Source organism: Azospirillum sp. Sh1, assembly GCF_008365135.1.
Classification (GTDB): domain Bacteria; phylum Pseudomonadota; class Alphaproteobacteria; order Azospirillales; family Azospirillaceae; genus Azospirillum; species Azospirillum oryzae.
In genome coordinates this window covers 285,703-304,495 of the sequence record NZ_VTTK01000002.1, presented here as the reverse complement: position 1 = coordinate 304,495, position 18,793 = coordinate 285,703, and the positions used below count along the sequence as shown (strand labels likewise).

Genomic DNA, 18,793 nt, shown 5'->3' with positions numbered 1-18,793 from the left:
CAATGCGCGGACATATTATTACAAGGGCGCGCCTGGCGCGCGAAGGCGTTGCCAACATCGGTGAGAGCGATCGACATGAATACCCTGATATGCTTGCCTTGATTGTAGAGGCCGGTCCCGGTCAGCCCTTTCGCGCCCGAGGATGGGCGTTGCGGTACACGTTCATCAGCTGCTCGTTCTCGACGTCCGTGTAACGCTGGGTAGTGGAGAGCGAGGCGTGGCCGAGCAGATCCTGGATGGCGCGCAGGTCGCCGCCGTCCGCCAAAAGATGGGTCGCGAAACTATGTCGCAGGGCGTGCGGCGTCGCGCTGTCGGGCATACCCATCAGGGCGCGCAGCTTCTGCATCTGGTGCTGGGCGACGCTGGCGTTCAGCCGGCCGCCGCGGGTGCCGACGAACAGCGGGCCGTCCGGCGCCAGCGTGAAGGGGCACGACTCGATATAGGCGCGCACCGCCTCCGTCACCGCCGGCAGGACCGGGATCATGCGGTCCTTGCGCCCCTTGCCGGTGACGCGCAGCGTGTCGCCCAGCGGGGCGTCCTTCCTGGCCAGACCCAGCGCTTCGGAGATGCGCAGGCCGCAGCCGTAGAGAAGGGTGAACAGGGCGCGGTCGCGCTTGCCGATCCAGGGCTCGTCGCGGTCGCGCTCGGCCTCCTCCAGCAGGCGGTCGGCGTCGATCTCCGTCAGTGGGCGCGGGGCGGGGCGCTTGACCTTCGGCGTGGCGAGGGTGGCGACGGCGGGGTTGTGCAGCCGGCCGCTGCGGTCCATCCAGCGGAACAGGTTGCGCACCGCCGCCAGCTTGCGCGCCCGGCTGGCCCCGACCAGACCGTCCATCGCCAGCCTGGACATCCAGGCGCGGAAATCCGCCGCCTTCAGGTCGCCCAGGTCGTTCAGCGAGGGCGGCGAGCCGCCGCGAAATTCGGTGAGGAAGCGCAGGAATTCGCCGACATCGGCGGTGTAGGCCGACAGGGTGTGGCGGGAGACCGCCTTCTCGCTCTCCATCCAGCGCCGCCAGTGGGCCAGCACGTCCTGAACGTCCGGTTTGGCGGAGAAACCCAGAACAGGCTCGGTCACGCCGGCAGCTCCAGCCAGCCGCGGATCACCCGCTCGATGACGCGGGCGAGGAAGCCGACCAGCTCGGTGCCCTGGCCGGTGTGGAAGGTGTCGGGCTCGCGGCTGCCGAAGGCGAGCAGGCCGTCGGGCGTCTCGCTGGAAACCTGGATGCGGATCAGCGCCTCCGACCGGACGAGGCCGGCGCCGGGACCGTAGATCTCGGGATCGCCCTGGATGTCGGTGTTCAGCACCACGTCGGCGCGGCCCAGCCGGTCGGCGATGGCGCCCGGTTCCACCACCCGCACGCCGGAGCGGTGGACGTGGGGGATGTCGTTGCCGTTGGATTCGATGACCAGACAGGCGACGTCGAGGTCGAGCAGGACCGCGAGGTCGGTGGTGATGGTCTGGATCAGCTGCTCGAAGCTCTGGGCGTCGAGCAGGAACAGGACCGCGGCATGGATGCGGTTCTGGCTGTTCAGGTTGGCCCGGCTGGTGCCGATCAGCTCGCGCTGCTGGTCCTTGAGGGTACGGACCTCGGCGCGCAGCCGGTCGACCATGAAGGCCTGGAGGTCCACCACCCCACGCCCGCGGTCGACCGACGGCGGGGTCAGGTGGTGGACCAGATCGGCGTTCTGGGCCAGGAAGTCCGGGTGGGTCCGCAGATAGGCGCGCACATCCTCCGAAGAGAGCGTCGACGTCCGGTGCGGGCTGTGGCCCGGTTCGCGGCCCCTGTCGGCCATGATCGCTCCGGCCCGCCTTACAGGATCGACTGGCCGGTCTTCTTCCAGTCATCGACGAACTGGGAGAGACCCTTGTCGGTCAGCGGGTGGTTGAACAGCTGCTTCAGCACCGACGCCGGCGCGGTCACGACATGGGCACCCAGGCGGGCGGCCTTGACGATGTGCATCGGGTTGCGGATCGAGGCGACCAGCACCTCGGTCTTGAAGGCGTCGTAGTTGTTATAGATCTCGCAGATGTCCTTGATGATGCCCATACCATCCTGGCCGATGTCGTCCAGGCGGCCGACGAAGGGCGACACGAAGCTGGCGCCGGCCTTGGCCGCCAGGATCGCCTGGGCGGGGGAGAAGCACAGCGTGACGTTGACCATCGTGCCTTCGGACGAGATGATCTTGCAGACCTTCAGGCCGGCCGGGGTCAGCGGCACCTTCACCGCGACGCGGTGGGAGATCTTGGCGATCTTGTGGGCCTCGGCGAGCATGGTCTCGAAGTCGGTGGACGCCACCTCGGCGCTGACCGGACCGTTGACGACGTCGCAAATCTCGGCCACGAGGTCGAGGAATTGACGGCCGGACTTGGCGATCAGGGAGGGGTTGGTGGTAACACCGTCCAGCAGACCGGTATCGGCCAGATCGCGGATCTCGGCGATGTCGGCGGTGTCGACGAAGAACTTCATGACGAAGGGTCCATGCTTGCTGATGTTGACCGGAACCGGCCGCGCCGGAAAGCTGACCGACGCGCCGTCCCGCCCGGTGCCCGGGACATGAGGCCACTCTAGCCGATGCATTCGACTTCCGCCAGTTCCGCCCCGGGCTTTCAGGGGGATCTTCTTGGGGACACGCCCGAAACGGGGCAGCCCGAAGGCGATTCCGCAGCCAATTCCAGGGCCAATTCCGCAGATTTCCCGGCGAAGCCGCAGACCTGCGGATCGGACCGCCGCGTCGCCGTCCTGCTGCCGCTGCCGCTGCGCGAGGCCTACGACTATCGCGTGCCGGACGGCATGGATCTCGTCCCCGGCGATTTCGTCGAGGTGCCGCTGGGCCCGCGCCGGGTGATCGGCGTCGTCTGGGGTCCCGGCGCCGGGACGCTGGAGTCCGGCCGGCTGAAGCCGGTGGTGCGCCGGTTCGACGTGCCGCCGATGACCGAGGTCGGCCGCCGCTTCGTCGAATGGGTCGCCGCCTACACCATGACGCCGCCGGGCTTCGTCCTGCGCATGGCGGTCAGCGTGCCGTCGGCGCTGGAGCCGCCCAAGCCGATGCTGGCCTATCTGCGCAAGCAGGGAGCGGAGCCGCCGCCCGGCTTCAAGATGACCGACCCGCGCAAGCGCATCCTGGCCTTGCTGCAGGACGGCCCCCCTCGCACCCCGGCGGAGCTGGCCGACGAGGCCGGCTGCGGCGTGACGGTGGTGCGCGGGCTGGCCGAGGCCGGGCTGCTGGAACCGGTGATGCTGCAGCCGACCCGGCTCGGCCGGCCGGACTGGCGCCGGCCCGGACCCAGCCTGTCGCCCGACCAGCGGGCGGCGGCCGACGATCTGCGGGCGCGGGTGGCGTCGGGCAGCTATTCCACCGTGCTGCTCGACGGCGTCACCGGCTCGGGCAAGACGGAGGTCTATTACGAGGCGATCTCGGCGGCGCTGGAACAGGGCAAACAGGCGCTGGTGCTGCTGCCGGAGATCGCGCTGTCGGCGCAGTGGCTCGACCGCTTCGCCCGGCGTTTCGGCGCGCCGCCGGCGGAATGGCATTCGGAGCTGACCGGCGCCCAGCGCCGCGACACATGGCGCGCGGTGGCGAAGGGCGAGGTGCCGGTGGTGGTCGGCGCACGCTCGGCGCTGTTCCTGCCCTATCCGGACCTGGGCGTCATCATCGTCGATGAGGAGCACGACTCCGCCTACAAGCAGGAGGAGGGGGCGATCTACCACGCCCGCGACATGGCGGTGGCGCGGGCGCACCTGGGCGGGCTGCCGATCGCGCTGGTCTCCGCCACGCCGTCGCTGGAGACCAAGGTCAATGCCGACAGCCACCGCTATGCCCGCATCGAACTGCCGGCCCGCCATGGCGGCGCGGTGCTGCCCGATGTGGAACTGATCGACCTGCGGCGCGACCGTCCACCGGCCCGGCACTGGCTGGCGCCCAGCCTGCGCAAGGCGCTGACCGACACGCTGGCCGTCGGCGAGCAGGCGATGCTGTTCCTGAACCGCCGCGGCTACGCCCCGCTGACCCTGTGCCGCGCCTGCGGCCACCGCATGCAATGCCCGAACTGCACGGCGTGGCTGGTCGAGCACCGGCTCGCCCGCAAGCTGCAATGCCACCATTGCGGCCTGCAGCAGCCCTTGCCCCACGCCTGCCCGGAATGCGGGGAGGAGGGGACGATGGCCGCCTGCGGTCCCGGGGTGGAACGCATCGCCGAGGAGGTGGCGGAGCTGTTCCCCGATGCCCGCGCCGCCATCATGGCGTCCGACACCCTGCACGGCCCGCGTGCCATCCAGGAGATGGTGGAGAGCATCGGCCGGCACGAGCTTGACATTATCATCGGCACCCAGGTGATGGCGAAGGGCCACCATTTCCCGATGCTGACGCTGGTGGGGGTGGTCGATGCCGATCTGGGACTGAACGGCGGCGACCTGCGGGCGGCGGAGCGCACCTACCAGCTGCTGCATCAGGTGGCCGGGCGCGCCGGGCGCGGCGAGCGGCCGGGCCGGGTGATGCTGCAGACCTTCATGCCCGAACATCCGGTGATGCAGGCGCTGGCCGCCGGCGATCGCGACGGCTTCTATCAGCTGGAGGCCGAGATGCGGCTGGAGGCCGGGATGCCGCCCTTTGGCCGGCTGGCGGCGCTGATCGTCTCCGGCGAGGATCCGACGCTGGTGGAGCGGGTGGCGATGGCGCTTGGCCGGGCCGCCCCGCGCAGCGACTCGGTCCATATATTGGGGCCGGCCCCGGCGCCGCTGGCCCTGCTGCGCGGACGGCACCGCCGCCGCCTGCTGCTGAAGGCGCCGCGCAGCACCCAGGTGCAGCCGCTGATCGCGGAGTGGCTGGACAGGGTGGAGATTCCGCCGGCCATCCGGGTGCAGATCGATGTCGACCCCTATAGCTTCCTTTAGGCAGCTTCCTTTAGCTGCCATTAGGGCGGGCAGGGCAGGCTGCGGCGAATTGACACGATTCGGTCGTGGTAGGGCACAGGCATGGCACCTGTGACGTTTGGTCCATTGCGCGGCGCCGGGCATGGTATTACCACGGTCGGGATGGTTCCGAATCCAAACTTCCTTCCCGGACCCAAACATCACAGGCACAGGTTCAGGCTGATGGTCGGCATGGTCTCCAAGCTTCGTCTGCGCGTTCAGCGGCAAACACTGCTGACCGTCCTGCCTGTTCTTCTGCTGCTGGTGGTCATCGCCTTTGCCGCCGGCGCCCCGGCCCGCACCCGCGGCACCGATGCCGAAGCGCTGACGATGATCGACCGCGCCGAACAGCTGCTGGAGCGGATCGGCCCGGACGCGGCGGCCGAAGCTTTTGCCGCCCATGATAGCGCTTTCACCGACCGCGACCTCTACCCGATGCTGCTGGACGACAAGGGCGTGATGGTTGCCCATGGCTGGACCGCGACGCTGAACGGGTCGAACCTGAAGGAGCTGCGCGACGTCGACGGCAAGCCCTTCATCCGCGAGGCGCTGGATGGGGTGGCGCGCGACGGCCGCACCGACGTCACCTATCAATGGATCGACCCGCTTACGGGCCAAGTCGCGCGCAAGACGATGCATGCCCGCCGCCTGGTTCTGAACGGCAAGCCCTACATGCTGGCGGTCGGGGTCTATCGCTGAGGCGTTTATGAAACTGCTGCGGCGGGATGCCGCAGGCCGCTTTTTTACATGGTGAAAATTACCGCGGCCAAATCCAGGGGACCAAATCCAAGGGGGCCAAATCCAAGGCAGGTCAGGGCGACCGCGGACGGCGCGGGCGCCAGATCGACAGGCATTCGGCGGCGTTGTCGCCGGCCCCGATGCCGTACCAGCCCGATCGGTCGTGGAAGGACAGGCTGTAGCGCCCCTTGGCGTCGCGCTCGAAGCGGAAGACCGGGCGGTCGACCTCCGGCAGCAGCACCAGAAGCCGGTCGTGGGTGCGCCCCGACTCGCGCAGCACGCCGACCCAATGTCCATCGCGAATCTTGGGTTCGGCCACGGCGGCGAAGGCGTCCAGATCGTCCGGGGTAAAGCGGGCGCGGCTGAACTGGATGACGTTGGGCGCACGCTCCTCCAGCCGGGAGCCGGCGCCGGCGTCGGTGTCCGCAGGGGTGTCGGTCGTCGGCAGGATGGACATGGCGGATAAGGCCTCTGATCTCTCGGGACCGGCTGCGGCGGAGCAAAACGACAGGAATACCAAGGTCGGATCGGCCGCCCGCACGGTTCCGGCCGACCCTGGATCAGATTGGTTAACCTTGAATTAAACCGGGAATAGGGCCACATCGAAGTCACAGCCGGTATGACCAGTCGAGCGTCGCCCGAGTCCTCGGCGAACGCAGTTGCGACCAATGATTCCGCAGTTGCTCAAAACGCCGCAGCCAAATTGTCCAGACCCCGTTGCGTGGTGGCGATTCCTGTGATATTGGACCGCTCGCTTTCGCGGCCGGGGTGTTTGTGCCTCGGGTTGACACCCTATAAGGCCGCCGAATTCACCGTCTACCGAACTCAATTCGAGGGATCAGGTGGCATCCGAAGGAACAGGCGTATCCGAACTCGCCGCGCGTTACTCAATCGCGCTGTTCGAGCTTGCGGACGAAAACCAGGCGTTGGACACGGTCGCGAGCGATCTGGCCACGCTGAAGCAGATCCTGGCCGAGAGCGCTGACCTCCGTCGCCTCGTCCGCAGCCCCGTCATCAGCCGCGCCGATCAGGGCAAGGCCATGGCCGCTGTCCTGGACAGCGCCGGCGTGTCCGATCTGACCAAGCGCTTCATCGGGCTGGTGGCGGCCAACCGCCGCCTGTTCTCGATCGACGGGATGATCGACGGCTTCCTGGCCGAACTGGCCCGGCGCCGCGGCGAGGTCACGGCGCAGGTCACCTCGGCCCAGCCGCTGAGCGACGCCCAGCGCAACGCCGTCATCGACGCGCTCAAGGCGTCCATCGGTTCCAAGGTGTTGGTGAACACCTCCGTCGATCCGGAGCTGATCGGCGGCATGATCGTTAAGTTCGGCTCGCGCATGGTCGATACCTCGGTGCGCACGAAGCTGAACAAATTGCAACTCGCCATGAAGGCCTCAGGGGGATCAGTCTGATGGATATCCGCGCCGCAGAAATCTCTGCGATCCTCAAGCAGCAGATCGCGAATTTCGGGACCGAGGCGGATGTCGCCGAGGTTGGTCAGGTCCTGTCGGTGGGTGACGGCGTCGCCCGCGTGCACGGCCTGGACAACGTCCGCGCCGGCGAAATGGTCGAGTTCCCGGGTGGCCTGCAGGGCATGGCGCTGAACCTCGAGACCGACAATGTCGGTATCGTGATCTTCGGCGACGACCGCGGCATCAAGGAAGGCGACACCGTCAAGCGCACCGGCACCATCGTCGACGTTCCGGTCGGCCGTGGCCTGCTGGGCCGCGTGGTCGACGGCCTCGGCAACCCGATCGACGGCAAGGGTCCGCTGGTCGACGTCGAGCGCAAGCGCGTCGAGGTGAAGGCCCCCGGCATCATCCCGCGCAAGTCGGTGCACGAGCCGATGCAGACCGGCCTGAAGGCCGTCGACAGCCTGGTTCCGATCGGGCGCGGCCAGCGCGAGCTGATCATCGGTGACCGTCAGACCGGCAAGACCGCCGTCGTCATCGACACCTTCCTGAACCAGAAGCCGATCAACCAGGGCGACGACGAGAGCAAGAAGCTCTACTGCATCTACGTCGCCGTCGGCCAGAAGCGCTCCACCGTCGCCCAGATCGTCAAGACCCTGGAAGACGCCGGCGCCATGGAATACTCCATCGTCGTCGCCGCCACCGCGTCGGAGCCGGCTCCGCTGCAGTTCCTGGCGCCGTACACCGGCTGCACGATGGGCGAGTATTTCCGCGACAACGGCATGCACGCCCTGATCGTGTACGACGATCTGTCCAAGCAGGCCGTCGCCTACCGCCAGATGTCGCTGCTGCTCCGCCGTCCGCCGGGCCGCGAAGCCTATCCGGGCGACGTGTTCTATCTCCACAGCCGCCTGCTGGAGCGCGCCGCCAAGATGGGCGACGCCCATGGCAACGGCTCGCTGACCGCCCTGCCGGTCATCGAGACCCAGGCCGGCGACGTGTCCGCCTACATCCCGACCAACGTGATCTCGATCACCGACGGTCAGATCTTCCTGGAAACCGGCCTGTTCTATAAGGGCATCCGCCCCGCCATCAACGTCGGTCTGTCGGTGAGCCGCGTCGGCTCCGCCGCCCAGATCAAGGCGATGAAGCAGGTCGCCGGCACCATCAAGATGGAACTCGCGCAGTACCGCGAGATGGCCGCCTTCGCCCAGTTCGCCTCGGACCTCGACGCCTCGACCCAGCGCCTGCTGGCCCGCGGCGCCCGTCTGACCGAACTGCTGAAGCAGGGCCAGTTCCAGCCGCTGCCCGTCGAAGAGCAGGTCGTGTCGATCTTCGCCGGCGTGAAGGGCTACCTGGACGCCATCCGCGTCGAGGACGTGAACCGCTTCGAGGCCAAGTTCCTGTCGGAAATCCGCGCCAAGGGCGCCGATATCCTGGCGGCGATCCGCACCGACAAGCAGATCACCTCGGCGACCGAAGAGAAGCTGAAGGCGTTCCTCGACGGCTTCGCCAAGGTCTTCGCCTGACCGACCGCGCGCGGGGGCGGGAAACCGCCCCCCACCGTCTTGTAGAGACGGGCACGGAACGACCTCGAGCGGAATTGAAGGGCCGGCATGCCTAACCTCAAGGACCTAAAGAACCGGATCGCGAGCGTCCAGTCGACGCGCAAGATCACCTCGGCCATGAAGATGGTCGCGGCCTCCAAGCTGCGCCGCGCCCAGGAGCAGGCGGAAGCCAGCGGTCCCTACGCGGAGCGTATGGGCCGCATGCTGTCCTCCCTGGCCGCCAACGTGCAGGACAGCGGCAACGGCCCGAAGCTGATGACCGGAACGGGCGCCGATCAGGTGCATCTTCTGGTCGTCATCAGCTCCGACCGCGGTCTGTGCGGCGCCTTCAACGGCTCCATCGTCCGCGAGGCCAAGCGCCAGATCGTCCGCCTGCAGGGCGAGGGCAAGACCGTGAAGCTGCTGACCGTCGGCCGCAAGGGCCGCGACCAGCTGAAGCGCGAGTTCGCCTCCCTGATCGTCGAGAGCTATGAGGATGTCGGCCGCCGCCGGCTCGGCTTCAGCGACGCCGACATGGTGGCGACGAAGGTGCTGTCGATGTTCGACGCCGGCGAGTTCGACGTCTGCTCGGTCATCTTCAACAAGTTCAAGTCGGCGATCTCGCAGGTCGTCACGGTTCAGCAGCTCATCCCCTTCGCCGTCGCCACCGAGGCCGCCGAGGCCGCCGGCGCCGAGGCCAAGGCGATGTACGAGTTCGAGCCGGACGAGGAGCAGATCCTCGCCGAACTGCTGCCGCGCAACCTGTCCATCCAGATCTACCGCGCCCTCCTGGAGAGCGCCGCGTCCGAACAGGGCGCCCGGATGACCGCGATGGACAACGCGACGCGCAACGCCGGCGACATGATCAACAAGCTGACGATCACCTACAACCGGACGCGCCAAGCCTACATCACCAAGGAGCTGATCGAGATCATCTCCGGTGCCGAGGCCCTGTAACGGCCGCATCCGACACGTAGCGTCCAGCCTATTTGCGCCGGCGACGGCATACCGACACTTACCGAGTTCCTAGGGAGCTTTACTCCATGGCCACCACCAATTCTGTCGGCAAGATCACGCAGGTCACGGGCGCCGTCGTGGACGTGCAGTTCGACGGCGACCTGCCGGCGATCCTGAACGCGCTGCACACCCAGAACGACGGCAAGACCCTCGTTCTGGAAGTGGCGCAGCACCTGGGCGAGAGCACGGTCCGCACCATCGCCATGGACAGCACCGACGGTCTGGTGCGTGGCGCCGAGGTGTCGGACACCGGCGCCCCGATCGCCGTGCCGGTCGGACCTGAGACCCTGGGCCGCATCATCAACGTCATCGGCGAGCCGATCGACGAGCGCGGCGCGGTCAACGCCGCCCGTTCGCTGCCGATCCACCGTCAGGCTCCGGACTTCGTCGACCAGTCGACGGACGCCGAAGTGCTGATCACCGGCATCAAGGTCATCGACCTGCTGGCCCCCTACGCCAAGGGCGGCAAGATCGGCCTGTTCGGCGGCGCCGGCGTCGGCAAGACCGTGACGATCATGGAGCTGATCAACAACGTCGCCAAGGCGCACGGCGGCGTGTCGGTGTTCGCCGGTGTGGGCGAGCGTACCCGTGAGGGCAACGACCTCTACCACGAGATGATCGAGTCGGGCGTCATCAAGCTCGACGGCCCGGGTTCCAAGGTGGCCCTGGTGTACGGCCAGATGAACGAGCCGCCGGGCGCCCGCGCCCGCGTCGCGCTGAGCGGCCTGACGCTCGCGGAATATTTCCGCGACGAGGAAGGCCAGGACGTGCTGTTCTTCGTGGACAACATCTTCCGCTTCACGCAGGCCGGTTCGGAAGTGTCGGCTCTGCTGGGCCGCATCCCGTCGGCGGTGGGTTACCAGCCGACGCTGGGCACCGACATGGGCGCCCTGCAGGAGCGCATCACCTCGACGAAGAAGGGCTCGATCACCTCGGTGCAGGCCATTTACGTGCCCGCCGACGATCTGACCGACCCGGCCCCGGCCGCCTCCTTCGCCCACCTGGACGCCACCACGGTGCTGTCGCGCTCGATCGCCGAAATGGCCATCTTCCCGGCCGTGGACCCGCTCGACTCGACCAGCCGCATCCTCGACCCGCGCGTCGTCGGTGAGGAGCACTATCAGGTCGCCCGTTCGGTCCAGAAGGTTCTGCAGACCTACAAGTCGCTGCAGGACATCATCGCCATCCTGGGCATGGACGAGCTGTCGGAAGAGGACAAGCTGGTCGTGGCCCGCGCCCGCAAGATCCAGCGCTTCCTGTCGCAGCCGTTCCACGTCGCCGAGGTGTTCACCGGCACGCCGGGCGTGCTGGTCAGCCTGGAAGACACCATCAAGGGCTTCAAGGGCATCGTGAACGGCGACTACGATCACCTGCCGGAGGCCGCCTTCTACATGGTCGGCACCATCGACGAGGCGATCGCCAAGGCCAAGAAGCTGGCCGCCGCCTGATCCTGATCCGGGATCGCGGCATTCCGACCCGGCTCCACCGGCCCTGAGAAGGGGCCGGAGAAGGTCGGGCGGAAATCGACATCAGCACACCCCCTCCCCCCGTCAGCGGGGGAGGGGGTTCCTATGAAGAGGCACCAGGAAACCCATGGCCGATAAAGTCGAATTCGAGCTGGTCTCGCCGGAAAAGCTGCTGAAGTCGCAGCCCGTGGACATGGTCGTGGTGCCGGGTTCGGAAGGCGATTTCGGCGTGCTCGCCGGTCATTCGCCGATGATCTCGACCGTGCGTCCGGGTGTCATCGACGTCTATGAGGGCGACCGCGTGGTCGACCGCGTCTTCGTCGCCGGCGGCTTCGCCGAGGTCACCGAGGCCCGCTGCACCGTGCTGGCCGAGGAAGCGGTGGCGCTGACCGACCTGGACCGCGCCACGGTCGAGAAGCAGATCAAGGACCTGTCCGAGGACGTGGACGACAGCAAGTCGGACGCCGAGCGCGCCGCCGCCGAGGCCAAACTGGCCGTCGCGCGCGCCAAGCTGGACGCGCTGACCCAGACCTCCGCTCACTGAGCGGAGGCCGTCGGCCCGGTTCCGGTCTGTTGGGAATCCGGAGCCAACGGCATATATCTCTTCGGTCGAACGGGCGGCTTGGGCATCCAGGCCGCCCGTTCGCGTTGCGACTTGGTTGCATCGCGAGAAAGAGCGATTACATTCGAAGGCCTGAACCGTGAACCCCGCCGCACCCGACGGCATAAAGGCGGGGACACGGGAGCGGCAAACCCTTTCCCGATATGAACCGGCCGCAACGGCAGCGCGGCCCAGAACGAGGCGGTAGAGCGGACATGGCGCGTGCGCATTGGCGAATCGACGAGCTTCCCTGGGACCGTTTCGACGCCAGCAAGATCGATCCTGATCTGGTCCCGCTGATCAAGGCGGCGGCCCTGGTGGAATTCAACGCCGACGACTACACAGCCTATCTGTGCAACGTCTTCAAGGACGATCCGGAGTTCCAGGAGGCCGCCCGCGGCTGGGCGATCGAGGAGGTCCAGCATGGCGAGGCGCTGGGCCGCTGGGCCGAGCTGGTCGATCCGACCTTCGACTTCCGCGCGGCGGTTGAGCGCTTCCGCGCCGGCTACCGCGTGCCGATCGACCTCGACGCCTCGGTCCGCGGCTCGCGCACCGGCGAGATGATCGCCCGCTGCATGGTGGAGACCGGCACCAGCTCCTACTACGCCGCCATCGGTGATTCGACCGACGAGCCGGTGCTGAAGGAGATCTGCCGCAACATCGCCGCCGACGAGCTGCGCCACTACAAGATCTTCTACACCTACGCCAAGAAGTATCTGGACCGCGAAGGGCTGAACAAGGTGCAGCGGCTGAAGGTGGCGCTGTCGCGCATCGGCGAGTCGGAGGACGACGAGCTGGCCTATGCCTACTACGCCGCCAACGCCCCGGCCGACGCCGCCTACGAGCACAAGCTCTACAACGCCGCCTACAAGCGGCGCGCCTTCGGCCGCTATCGCCGCAAGCATGTCGACCGCGCCATCGCCATGGTGTTCAAGGCCTGCGGGCTGAAGCCGCACACGCGGCTGTGCAGCGTCGCCTCGCGCGGTGCTTGGTGGTTCATCGACCGGCAGGCCAGGAAACTGGCGGCCCAGGCGGTCTGACTCCCGCCGCGACGCTGGCGGCGCCGGCCTCTTTGGGGTAGCCATGATGGCCTAAACCACCCAACGAGGGTTTCGGAGACATGAAGCTCTATTACAAGCCCGGCGCCTGCTCGCTGTCGCCGCACATCGTCCTGCGCGAGGCCGGGCTGCCCTTCGATCTGATCAAGGTCGATCTCGTCACCAAGACGCTGGCCGACGGCAGCGATTTCCGCGCGGTGAACCCGAAGGGCCAAGTGCCGACCCTGGCGCTCGATGAGGGCGGCATCCTGACCGAGGGTGCCGTGATCGTGCAGTACATCGCCGACAAGGTGCCGGACAGCGGCCTGATCCCGGCGGCGGGCACGATGGAGCGCTACCGCGTGCAGGAACTGCTGAACTTCATCGGGTCGGAACTGCACAAGGGCGTCGTCCCGCTGTTCCCGATGCTGAAGGACGTGGTGTCGGAGACGTACAAGGGCTTTGCCGCCAAGGTGCTGGGCGCCAAGCTGTCGGTTCTGAACCAGCAGTTGGAGGGCAAGGCCTATCTGACCGGCGAGGTCTTCACCGTCGCCGACGCCTATGCCTATACGGTGCTGAGCTGGTTGCCGCGCATCGCCTTCGACCTGTCGCCCTGGCCGAACCTGGTGGCCTTCGCCGAGCGCGTGGCCGCCCGTCCGGCGGTGCAGGCGGCGCACGCCGCCGAAGCCCAAGGCTGACGGTCGGCCGGTCCGGATAAGAAAGAAGGCCCCGTCTCGGTGAGGCGGGGCCTTTTTCGTGGGCGCTGTCAGGGTCAGGCGGCGCTGGGCTTGCGGCGCAGCGGGGTGTTGCCGCCGGGAGTGCCGGCGGCGCGCGGCGCCTGCTTGCCGCTCCCCTGGCTGTTGCCATGCGACACGGCATGCGGAGCCGGGCGGCGGTCGTGGCGGTTCTGGTCGTTGCGGGCGGCGTCCGGACGCGGCGCGCCGGCCGGCTTGCCGGCCTTCTGCGGAGCCTTGGCAGGCTGCGGAGCCTTGGCAGGCTGCTGCGCCGCCTTCGGGGCGGCCTTCGGCGCGGCGTTCGCCGGGCGGGCCTGCTGCTGGTTGCGGTTGTTCTGGTTGCGGTTGCTGCCCGGCGCCTTGGGGCGGGGCGGCGGCTTGGACGAGGCGTGGATCTGCGCCACGTCCACCGCATGGTAGGGGTGGGTGGTGTCGGACGGGATCGGCTGGCGGATCGTCTTCTCGATGTCCTTCAGATAGCCGACCTCTTCATGGTCGCAGAAGGACACCGCGCTGCCGTCGGTGCCGGCGCGCGCGGTCCGGCCGATGCGGTGGACGTAGCTTTCCGGCTCGTTCGGCAGATCGAAGTTGATGACGTGGCTGATGCCGTCGATGTCGATGCCGCGCGCGGCGATGTCGGTCGCCACCAGCGCCCGCAATTCGCCGGCGCGGAAGCTTTCCAGCGCGCGGACGCGGGCCGACTGCGACTTGTCGCCATGGATGGCGTCGGCGGCGATGCCGGCCTTCTTCAGATGGTCGGCGATGCGGTCGGCGCCATGCTTGGTGCGGGCGAAGACGATGGTGCGGGCCATCGCGCTGTCTTCCAGCAGGTCGGCCAGCAGGCGGCGCTTGTCGCTGCGCTCGACGAACAGGACGCGCTGGTTGATGCGCTCCACCGTCGTCGACTGCGGCGTCACCTCGATGCGCTCGGCATCGGTCAGGATGCTGTTGGCAAGGTCCACCACCGCGTCGGGCATGGTGGCGGAGAACAGCAGGGTCTGCCGCTCCTTCGGCAGCACCGCGACCACCTTCCGCACGTCGCGGATGAAGCCCATGTCGAGCATGCGGTCGGCCTCGTCCAGCACGAAAAGCTCGATGCCGCCGAGATTGACGTGGTTCTGCGCCATCAGGTCGAGCAGGCGGCCGGGGGTGGCGATCAGCACCTCCGTCCCGCGGGCGATGGCGGCGACCTGCGGGCTCTGGCCGACGCCGCCATGGATGACGGTGCGGCGGATCGGCAGATGGCGGCCATAGGTGGTGAAGCTGTCGCCGATCTGCAGCGCCAGTTCACGTGTCGGGGTCAGGATCAGGGCGCGCGGCGACTTGGCGGCCACGCGCTTCTTGTTCTGGAACAGCCGCTGCAGCATCGGCAGCGTGAAGGCGGCGGTCTTGCCGGTACCGGTCTGGGCGAGGCCCAGCACGTCGCGGCCGGCCAGAAGAAGCGGGATGGCGCCGGCCTGGATCGGCGTGGCCGTGGAGTATCCCTCCTCCGCGACGGCGCGCAGAAGAGGCTCGATCAGGCCGAGGCCGGAAAATTCGGTCATGGAAGCGATGGTCCTGGTCACCAGAATGGGGGCCGCGCCAGGAGGGAGCGGCCGGGCTTGCGCGCTCCGCGGCGGGTTGGCGCGGAGCCGTCGGGCGGCGGGCGATCAGGCGAGCGCAAGTCCTGCGCGGCGCCGGGCGCCGTCCGACCCTGGACAGATAGGGCCGGTGGCTTGATTTGGCAAGCAAACTCGTCGCGCGGCAGGGGTGCGCGGAGTGTTGCGCAGGGACGAGCGGAGACGTGACAGGAGGGGAAAGGGCGCGAACCGACGCCGTGAAGCTGCGGCATATGGTCGCGCCCCGGTGCCGTTCGTCGGCGTTTACGGCTTCTTGATGATGCCGCAGGCGAGGCGGTCGCCGGAGTTGCCGGCGGGCTGGCTGAGATAATCGTCGGGCTGGGCATGGATGATGATCGAGGTGCCGCCCTGTTTGAACAGGCCGTCGGCGCCGTCGGTCAGGCTGACCATGTGGGTGATCGCCTCGAAGCCCGCCTTTCCGGCCTCGTTGGCCCAGATGTTGGGAAGCTCACCGTAATGCATGTGTTCGGACTCAAGGCCGTGCTTGGAGCCCTGGGCGCCGAAATGGCCGCCGGCCGCCTTGAAATCGGGGGTGCAGGCGCCGTTTTCATGGATGTGGATGCCGTGCCAACCCGGCGGCAGCCCTTCCAGCTGGCCATGCACCAGGATGCCGTGCGGGAACTTGGTGAAGGTGACGGTGCCCAGCGGCTTGCCCTGGGCATCGGCGATGGCGGCCTGGGCGGCCGGGGCGGGGGCGGCGGCGGATTGTTGGGCGAAAGCGGGGGCGGTCGCCAGCGACAGGCCGGCGAACAGCAGGGCCGGGATCGGCCCCGGAATCGACGAGGAGCGGAACAGGGTGTGGGACATTCCGGTGGGTCCTCCATATTGGCCGGGTCGCGTGGGCGGCCGGCGGATTCGCGACGTTGCGCCGCTGCGAAACCGCTCTGGGATTGCGAACGGTTTTCAGTATGATGGGGGTATCGGCAAGCAAAGACCAGGGTTGGGGTTATGACGTCGCGTCTGGAAGCATTGTGCATGGAGAAGGGGCTGAAGATGACCGGGCAGCGCCGCGTCATCTCCCAGGTGTTGTCGGAGGCGGACGACCATCCCGACGTCGAGGAGGTGCATCGCCGCGCCGTTCAGATCGACCCGCGCATCTCCATCGCCACCGTCTACCGCACCATGCGGCTGCTGGAGGACGCGCAGGTGATCGAGCGTGTCGATCTGGGCGATGGGCGTGCGCGGTACGAGGAAGCGACGGCCGACCACCACCATCACCTGATCGACACCCGCACCGGCCGGATCATCGAGTTCGCCAGCCCTGAGCTGGAGGCGATGAAGGAGCGGATCGCCCACGAACTTGGCTACAAGATCGTCGGCCATCGGCTGGAAATCTACGGCGTGCCGCTGGACGACGCCGGTGACGACGCCCGGGATGAGGAGGAGCGTCCATGACCGATCCCCGTTTCTTCGAGGCCGATCAGCCGATTGCCGATGCCATCGCCTGCCGCGACGCGGTGCAGCGCTGCTATTCCGGCCTTTGCCGTTGCGGCCAGCCGGAACGCTATGCGCTGGAGGCGGCGGTGACCGTGTATCGCTACCACCATCCGGAGATCCCGCCGGCCCAGGCGGAGACCATCGTCAGCCATTGGGTTGCCGGGCCGGTTCGGCATTGATATGTGAAAATAGTCCTTGATCTTCACCGCATAAAATCCTAGAACCAATCTTGTCAAGGCGATGGGTCCGCCCCTCGGACCTGCCGCCCGACAGCACCAAAGCTCCCCCCTCGCTTCGGTCCGAAAAGGGCCGGCCGGACACTCGAAGGTCCGGCCGGCCCTTTTCGTTTTCGCGTTTCGCCCGCGGCCGGCGCTGCGTCCCGCACGCATCCCGACAACCGGATGGCGGAACGATCCCTCCCGCCGTCCCCGAGCGGGAGCCGCAGGAACGCGAAAGGAAAATACACCTATGTCGACCAGCATCGCCCAGGCTTTCGTCAAGCAGTTCGAGCGCGAGGTCCACGAGGCCTATCAGCGCATGGGCTCCAAGCTGCGCAACACGGTGCGCAGCAAGAACAACGTGCAGGGCGCCTCCACCGTCTTTCAGAAGGTGGGCAAGGGCGCCGCCTCCACCAAGTCGCGCCACGGCGCGGTTCCGGTGATGAACCTGGACCACACGCCGGTGGAATGCGCGCTGTACGATTTCTATGCCGGCGACTGGGTCGACCGGCTGGACGAGCTGAAAACCAACATCGACGAGCGGCAGATCATCGCCAATGCCGGCGCCTACGCGCTGGGCCGCAAGACCGACGAGCTGCTGATCGCCGAGCTGAACAAGTCCGTCAATTATGCCGGCGGCGCCACCGACGGGCTGACCAAGGCGAAGATCCTGGCCGCCTTCGAGATGATGGGCGAGGCCGACGTGCCGGACGACGGCCAGCGCTATGCCGTCGTCGGCTGGAAGCAGTGGAGCCAGCTGCTGGGCATCGAGGAGTTCGCCAGCTCCGACTATGTCGGCTCCGACGAACTGCCCTGGCGCGGCACCCAGGCCAAGCGCTGGCTCGGCACGCTGTGGCTGCCGCATTCCGGCCTGACCCTGAACGGCGGCGTCCGGCTCTGCCACTGGTACCACAAGACGGCGGTCGGCCATGCGGCGGGTGCCGACGTGAAGACCGACATCACCTGGCACGGCGACCGCGCGGCGCATTTCGTCAACAACATGATGAGCCAGGGCGCCGCGCTGATCGACACCACCGGCGTGGTGACCCTGCGCTGCCTGGAGAGCTGAGCGGGGGAGGGTGATCCCTCCTCTCTTCCGCTTCCCCCCACAAAAATCCGGAGTCTTCGATCCATGGCCTATGCGTCCAAGGATTTGAGCGTGCTCGCCTATGCGAACGGCTTCACGCTCTGGCACTACACCACGCGCGACGTGGCGACCGATGTCGACACCGCCGGCTATTTCAACGGCGCCGCCGACCTGCTGCGGGTGGGCGACATGCTGCTGGCGAACTGTGCGGTCGGCACCGCCAGCCCGGCGGCCGGCGTGCTGGTGGTGGCCGCCAGCGCCAACGGGGCGGTGGATGTCGCCAACCTGACGCCGTTCGGCAGCGCCAACAGCGACTGATCCGCCGAAGGGGGAGGGCGCCGCACGTCGACCATGAAGGGCGACGCCTTCCCGGAACCCTGGAAAGGGAGAGTTGCCATGGCCCTGACCGCCATCGGCCTGTGCGGCCGGGCGTTGATCAAGCTCGGCGCCACCGCCATCGCCTCCTTCGACGACGGCACAGCGGAGGCGGAGGTGGCCGCCGCCCTCTATGCGCCGACGCGCGACGCGCTGCTGTCGGCCAATGCCTGGAGCTTCGCCAGCGTCCAGGCGACGCTGCCGCGGCTGGCCGAGCCGCCGGTCGCCGATTATGCCGGCGCCTTCCAGCTGCCGGCCGATTTCCTGCGGGCGCTGGGGGCGGGCGGCGACGGGCGGGGACGCGGCCTGTCCTATCGCATCATCGGTCGGACGCTGCTGTGCGATGCCGGCGCCGTCACCCTGTCCTACATCGGCCGCCCGGCGGAGGAGGAGTTTCCCGCCTTCTTCGACCAGGCGCTGATCGCCCGGCTCGCCGCCGAATTCTGCCTGCCGCTGACCGAAAGCTCGACGCGGGCGGAGCTGCTGGCCCAGCTGGCCGAGAGCGAGTTCCGCCGCGCCCGCCAGATCGACGCCCAGCAGGACAGCCAGCCCGGCTTCGAGGACTTCACCCTGATCGACGCGCGGGCATGATGAGGAG

The 18,793-nt window shown here is 67.9% G+C and carries 20 protein-coding genes; 14 read left to right on the top strand and 6 right to left on the bottom strand.

The window, feature by feature from the left end; all coding sequences use genetic code 11:
* Window positions 1-121 precede the first annotated feature (121 nt).
* The 3 genes from FZ029_RS04180 to fsa are packed head-to-tail and all read right to left on the bottom strand — an operon-like array spanning window position 122 to window position 2,465.
* Window positions 122-1,072 (bottom strand): tyrosine recombinase XerC, encoded by a 951-nt coding sequence (locus FZ029_RS04180; RefSeq protein WP_149268123.1) that lies wholly within the window; start codon window positions 1,070-1,072, stop codon window positions 122-124.
* Window positions 1,069-1,791 carry a DUF484 family protein gene (locus FZ029_RS04175; protein WP_149268122.1) on the bottom strand — a complete coding sequence of 241 codons (723 nt, stop codon included), beginning with the start codon at window positions 1,789-1,791 and terminating at the stop codon, window positions 1,069-1,071. The genes FZ029_RS04180 and FZ029_RS04175 overlap by 4 nt, the downstream gene beginning before the upstream one ends.
* A 17-nt stretch (window positions 1,792-1,808) precedes the next feature.
* Window positions 1,809-2,465 (bottom strand): fructose-6-phosphate aldolase, encoded by a 657-nt coding sequence (fsa, locus tag FZ029_RS04170; protein WP_085090287.1) that lies wholly within the window; start codon window positions 2,463-2,465, stop codon window positions 1,809-1,811.
* Window positions 2,466-2,570: 105 nt separating this feature from the next.
* Between fsa and FZ029_RS04165 the strand changes: the two genes are divergently transcribed.
* Window positions 2,571-4,889, top strand: a complete 2,319-nt coding sequence (locus tag FZ029_RS04165; protein WP_247892141.1) for a primosomal protein N' — start codon at window positions 2,571-2,573, stop codon at window positions 4,887-4,889.
* 210 nt (window positions 4,890-5,099) lie between these two features.
* The gene (locus FZ029_RS04160) at window positions 5,100-5,606 is read left to right on the top strand and encodes a cache domain-containing protein (RefSeq protein ID WP_246457692.1); all 507 of its coding nucleotides are present in this window, start codon (window positions 5,100-5,102) and stop codon (window positions 5,604-5,606) included.
* Window positions 5,607-5,718: 112 nt separating this feature from the next.
* Here FZ029_RS04160 and FZ029_RS04155 read toward each other — a convergent pair whose 3' ends face one another.
* On the bottom strand, window positions 5,719-6,102 hold the full coding sequence (locus tag FZ029_RS04155) for a hypothetical protein (protein WP_149268121.1): 384 nt from the start codon (window positions 6,100-6,102) through the stop codon (window positions 5,719-5,721).
* Between the two features lie 385 nt (window positions 6,103-6,487).
* Here FZ029_RS04155 and FZ029_RS04150 point away from each other — a divergent pair, with 385 nt between their 5' ends.
* The 7 genes from FZ029_RS04150 (at window position 6,488) to gstA (ending at window position 13,423) form a co-directional block, all read left to right on the top strand.
* Window positions 6,488-7,057, top strand: coding sequence for a F0F1 ATP synthase subunit delta (locus FZ029_RS04150; RefSeq protein ID WP_149197901.1), 570 nt, complete (start codon window positions 6,488-6,490; stop codon window positions 7,055-7,057).
* The gene (gene atpA, locus FZ029_RS04145; protein WP_109075927.1) at window positions 7,057-8,586 is read left to right on the top strand and encodes a F0F1 ATP synthase subunit alpha; all 1,530 of its coding nucleotides are present in this window, start codon (window positions 7,057-7,059) and stop codon (window positions 8,584-8,586) included. The genes FZ029_RS04150 and atpA overlap by 1 nt, the downstream gene beginning before the upstream one ends.
* 87 nt (window positions 8,587-8,673) lie before the next feature.
* Window positions 8,674-9,561, top strand: a complete 888-nt coding sequence (locus FZ029_RS04140; RefSeq protein ID WP_109075928.1) for a F0F1 ATP synthase subunit gamma — start codon at window positions 8,674-8,676, stop codon at window positions 9,559-9,561.
* 86 nt (window positions 9,562-9,647) lie between these two features.
* Window positions 9,648-11,069 carry a F0F1 ATP synthase subunit beta gene (atpD, locus tag FZ029_RS04135; protein WP_109075929.1) on the top strand — a complete coding sequence of 474 codons (1,422 nt, stop codon included), beginning with the start codon at window positions 9,648-9,650 and terminating at the stop codon, window positions 11,067-11,069.
* Window positions 11,070-11,214: 145 nt separating this feature from the next.
* Window positions 11,215-11,631 carry a F0F1 ATP synthase subunit epsilon gene (locus FZ029_RS04130; protein WP_149268120.1) on the top strand — a complete coding sequence of 139 codons (417 nt, stop codon included), beginning with the start codon at window positions 11,215-11,217 and terminating at the stop codon, window positions 11,629-11,631.
* Window positions 11,632-11,903: 272 nt separating this feature from the next.
* Window positions 11,904-12,728 (top strand): acyl-ACP desaturase, encoded by an 825-nt coding sequence (locus FZ029_RS04125; protein ID WP_149268119.1) that lies wholly within the window; start codon window positions 11,904-11,906, stop codon window positions 12,726-12,728.
* An 80-nt stretch (window positions 12,729-12,808) separates the two neighbouring features.
* A complete protein-coding gene (gstA, locus tag FZ029_RS04120) occupies window positions 12,809-13,423 on the top strand; it encodes a glutathione transferase GstA (RefSeq protein ID WP_149268118.1) in 615 nt (204 codons plus the stop codon).
* Window positions 13,424-13,497: 74 nt separating this feature from the next.
* Here the strand turns inward: gstA and FZ029_RS04115 are convergent, their stop codons facing one another.
* On the bottom strand, window positions 13,498-15,003 hold the full coding sequence (locus FZ029_RS04115; protein WP_149268117.1) for a DEAD/DEAH box helicase: 1,506 nt from the start codon (window positions 15,001-15,003) through the stop codon (window positions 13,498-13,500).
* Between the two features lie 318 nt (window positions 15,004-15,321).
* Entirely contained in the window at window positions 15,322-15,885 is a 564-nt protein-coding gene (locus FZ029_RS04110) for a superoxide dismutase family protein (RefSeq protein ID WP_149268116.1), read from the bottom strand.
* Between the two features lie 141 nt (window positions 15,886-16,026).
* On the opposite strand from FZ029_RS04110, the gene FZ029_RS04105 reads away from it, so the two are divergent.
* The 5 genes from FZ029_RS04105 (at window position 16,027) to FZ029_RS04085 (ending at window position 18,786) form a co-directional block, all read left to right on the top strand.
* A complete protein-coding gene (locus FZ029_RS04105; RefSeq protein WP_149197905.1) occupies window positions 16,027-16,473 on the top strand; it encodes a Fur family transcriptional regulator in 447 nt (148 codons plus the stop codon).
* Window positions 16,470-16,694 (top strand): hypothetical protein, encoded by a 225-nt coding sequence (locus FZ029_RS04100; protein ID WP_109152216.1) that lies wholly within the window; start codon window positions 16,470-16,472, stop codon window positions 16,692-16,694. The genes FZ029_RS04105 and FZ029_RS04100 overlap by 4 nt, the downstream gene beginning before the upstream one ends.
* Before the next feature lie 289 nt (window positions 16,695-16,983).
* Entirely contained in the window at window positions 16,984-17,802 is an 819-nt protein-coding gene (locus FZ029_RS04095) for a phage capsid protein (protein ID WP_149197907.1), read from the top strand.
* Between the two features lie 63 nt (window positions 17,803-17,865).
* Complete coding sequence (locus FZ029_RS04090; RefSeq protein ID WP_149268115.1) at window positions 17,866-18,138, top strand: hypothetical protein; 273 nt, start codon at window positions 17,866-17,868, stop codon at window positions 18,136-18,138.
* A 78-nt stretch (window positions 18,139-18,216) separates the two neighbouring features.
* Entirely contained in the window at window positions 18,217-18,786 is a 570-nt protein-coding gene (locus FZ029_RS04085) for a hypothetical protein (RefSeq protein WP_149268114.1), read from the top strand.
* The last annotated feature ends 7 nt before the right edge of the window (window positions 18,787-18,793 follow it).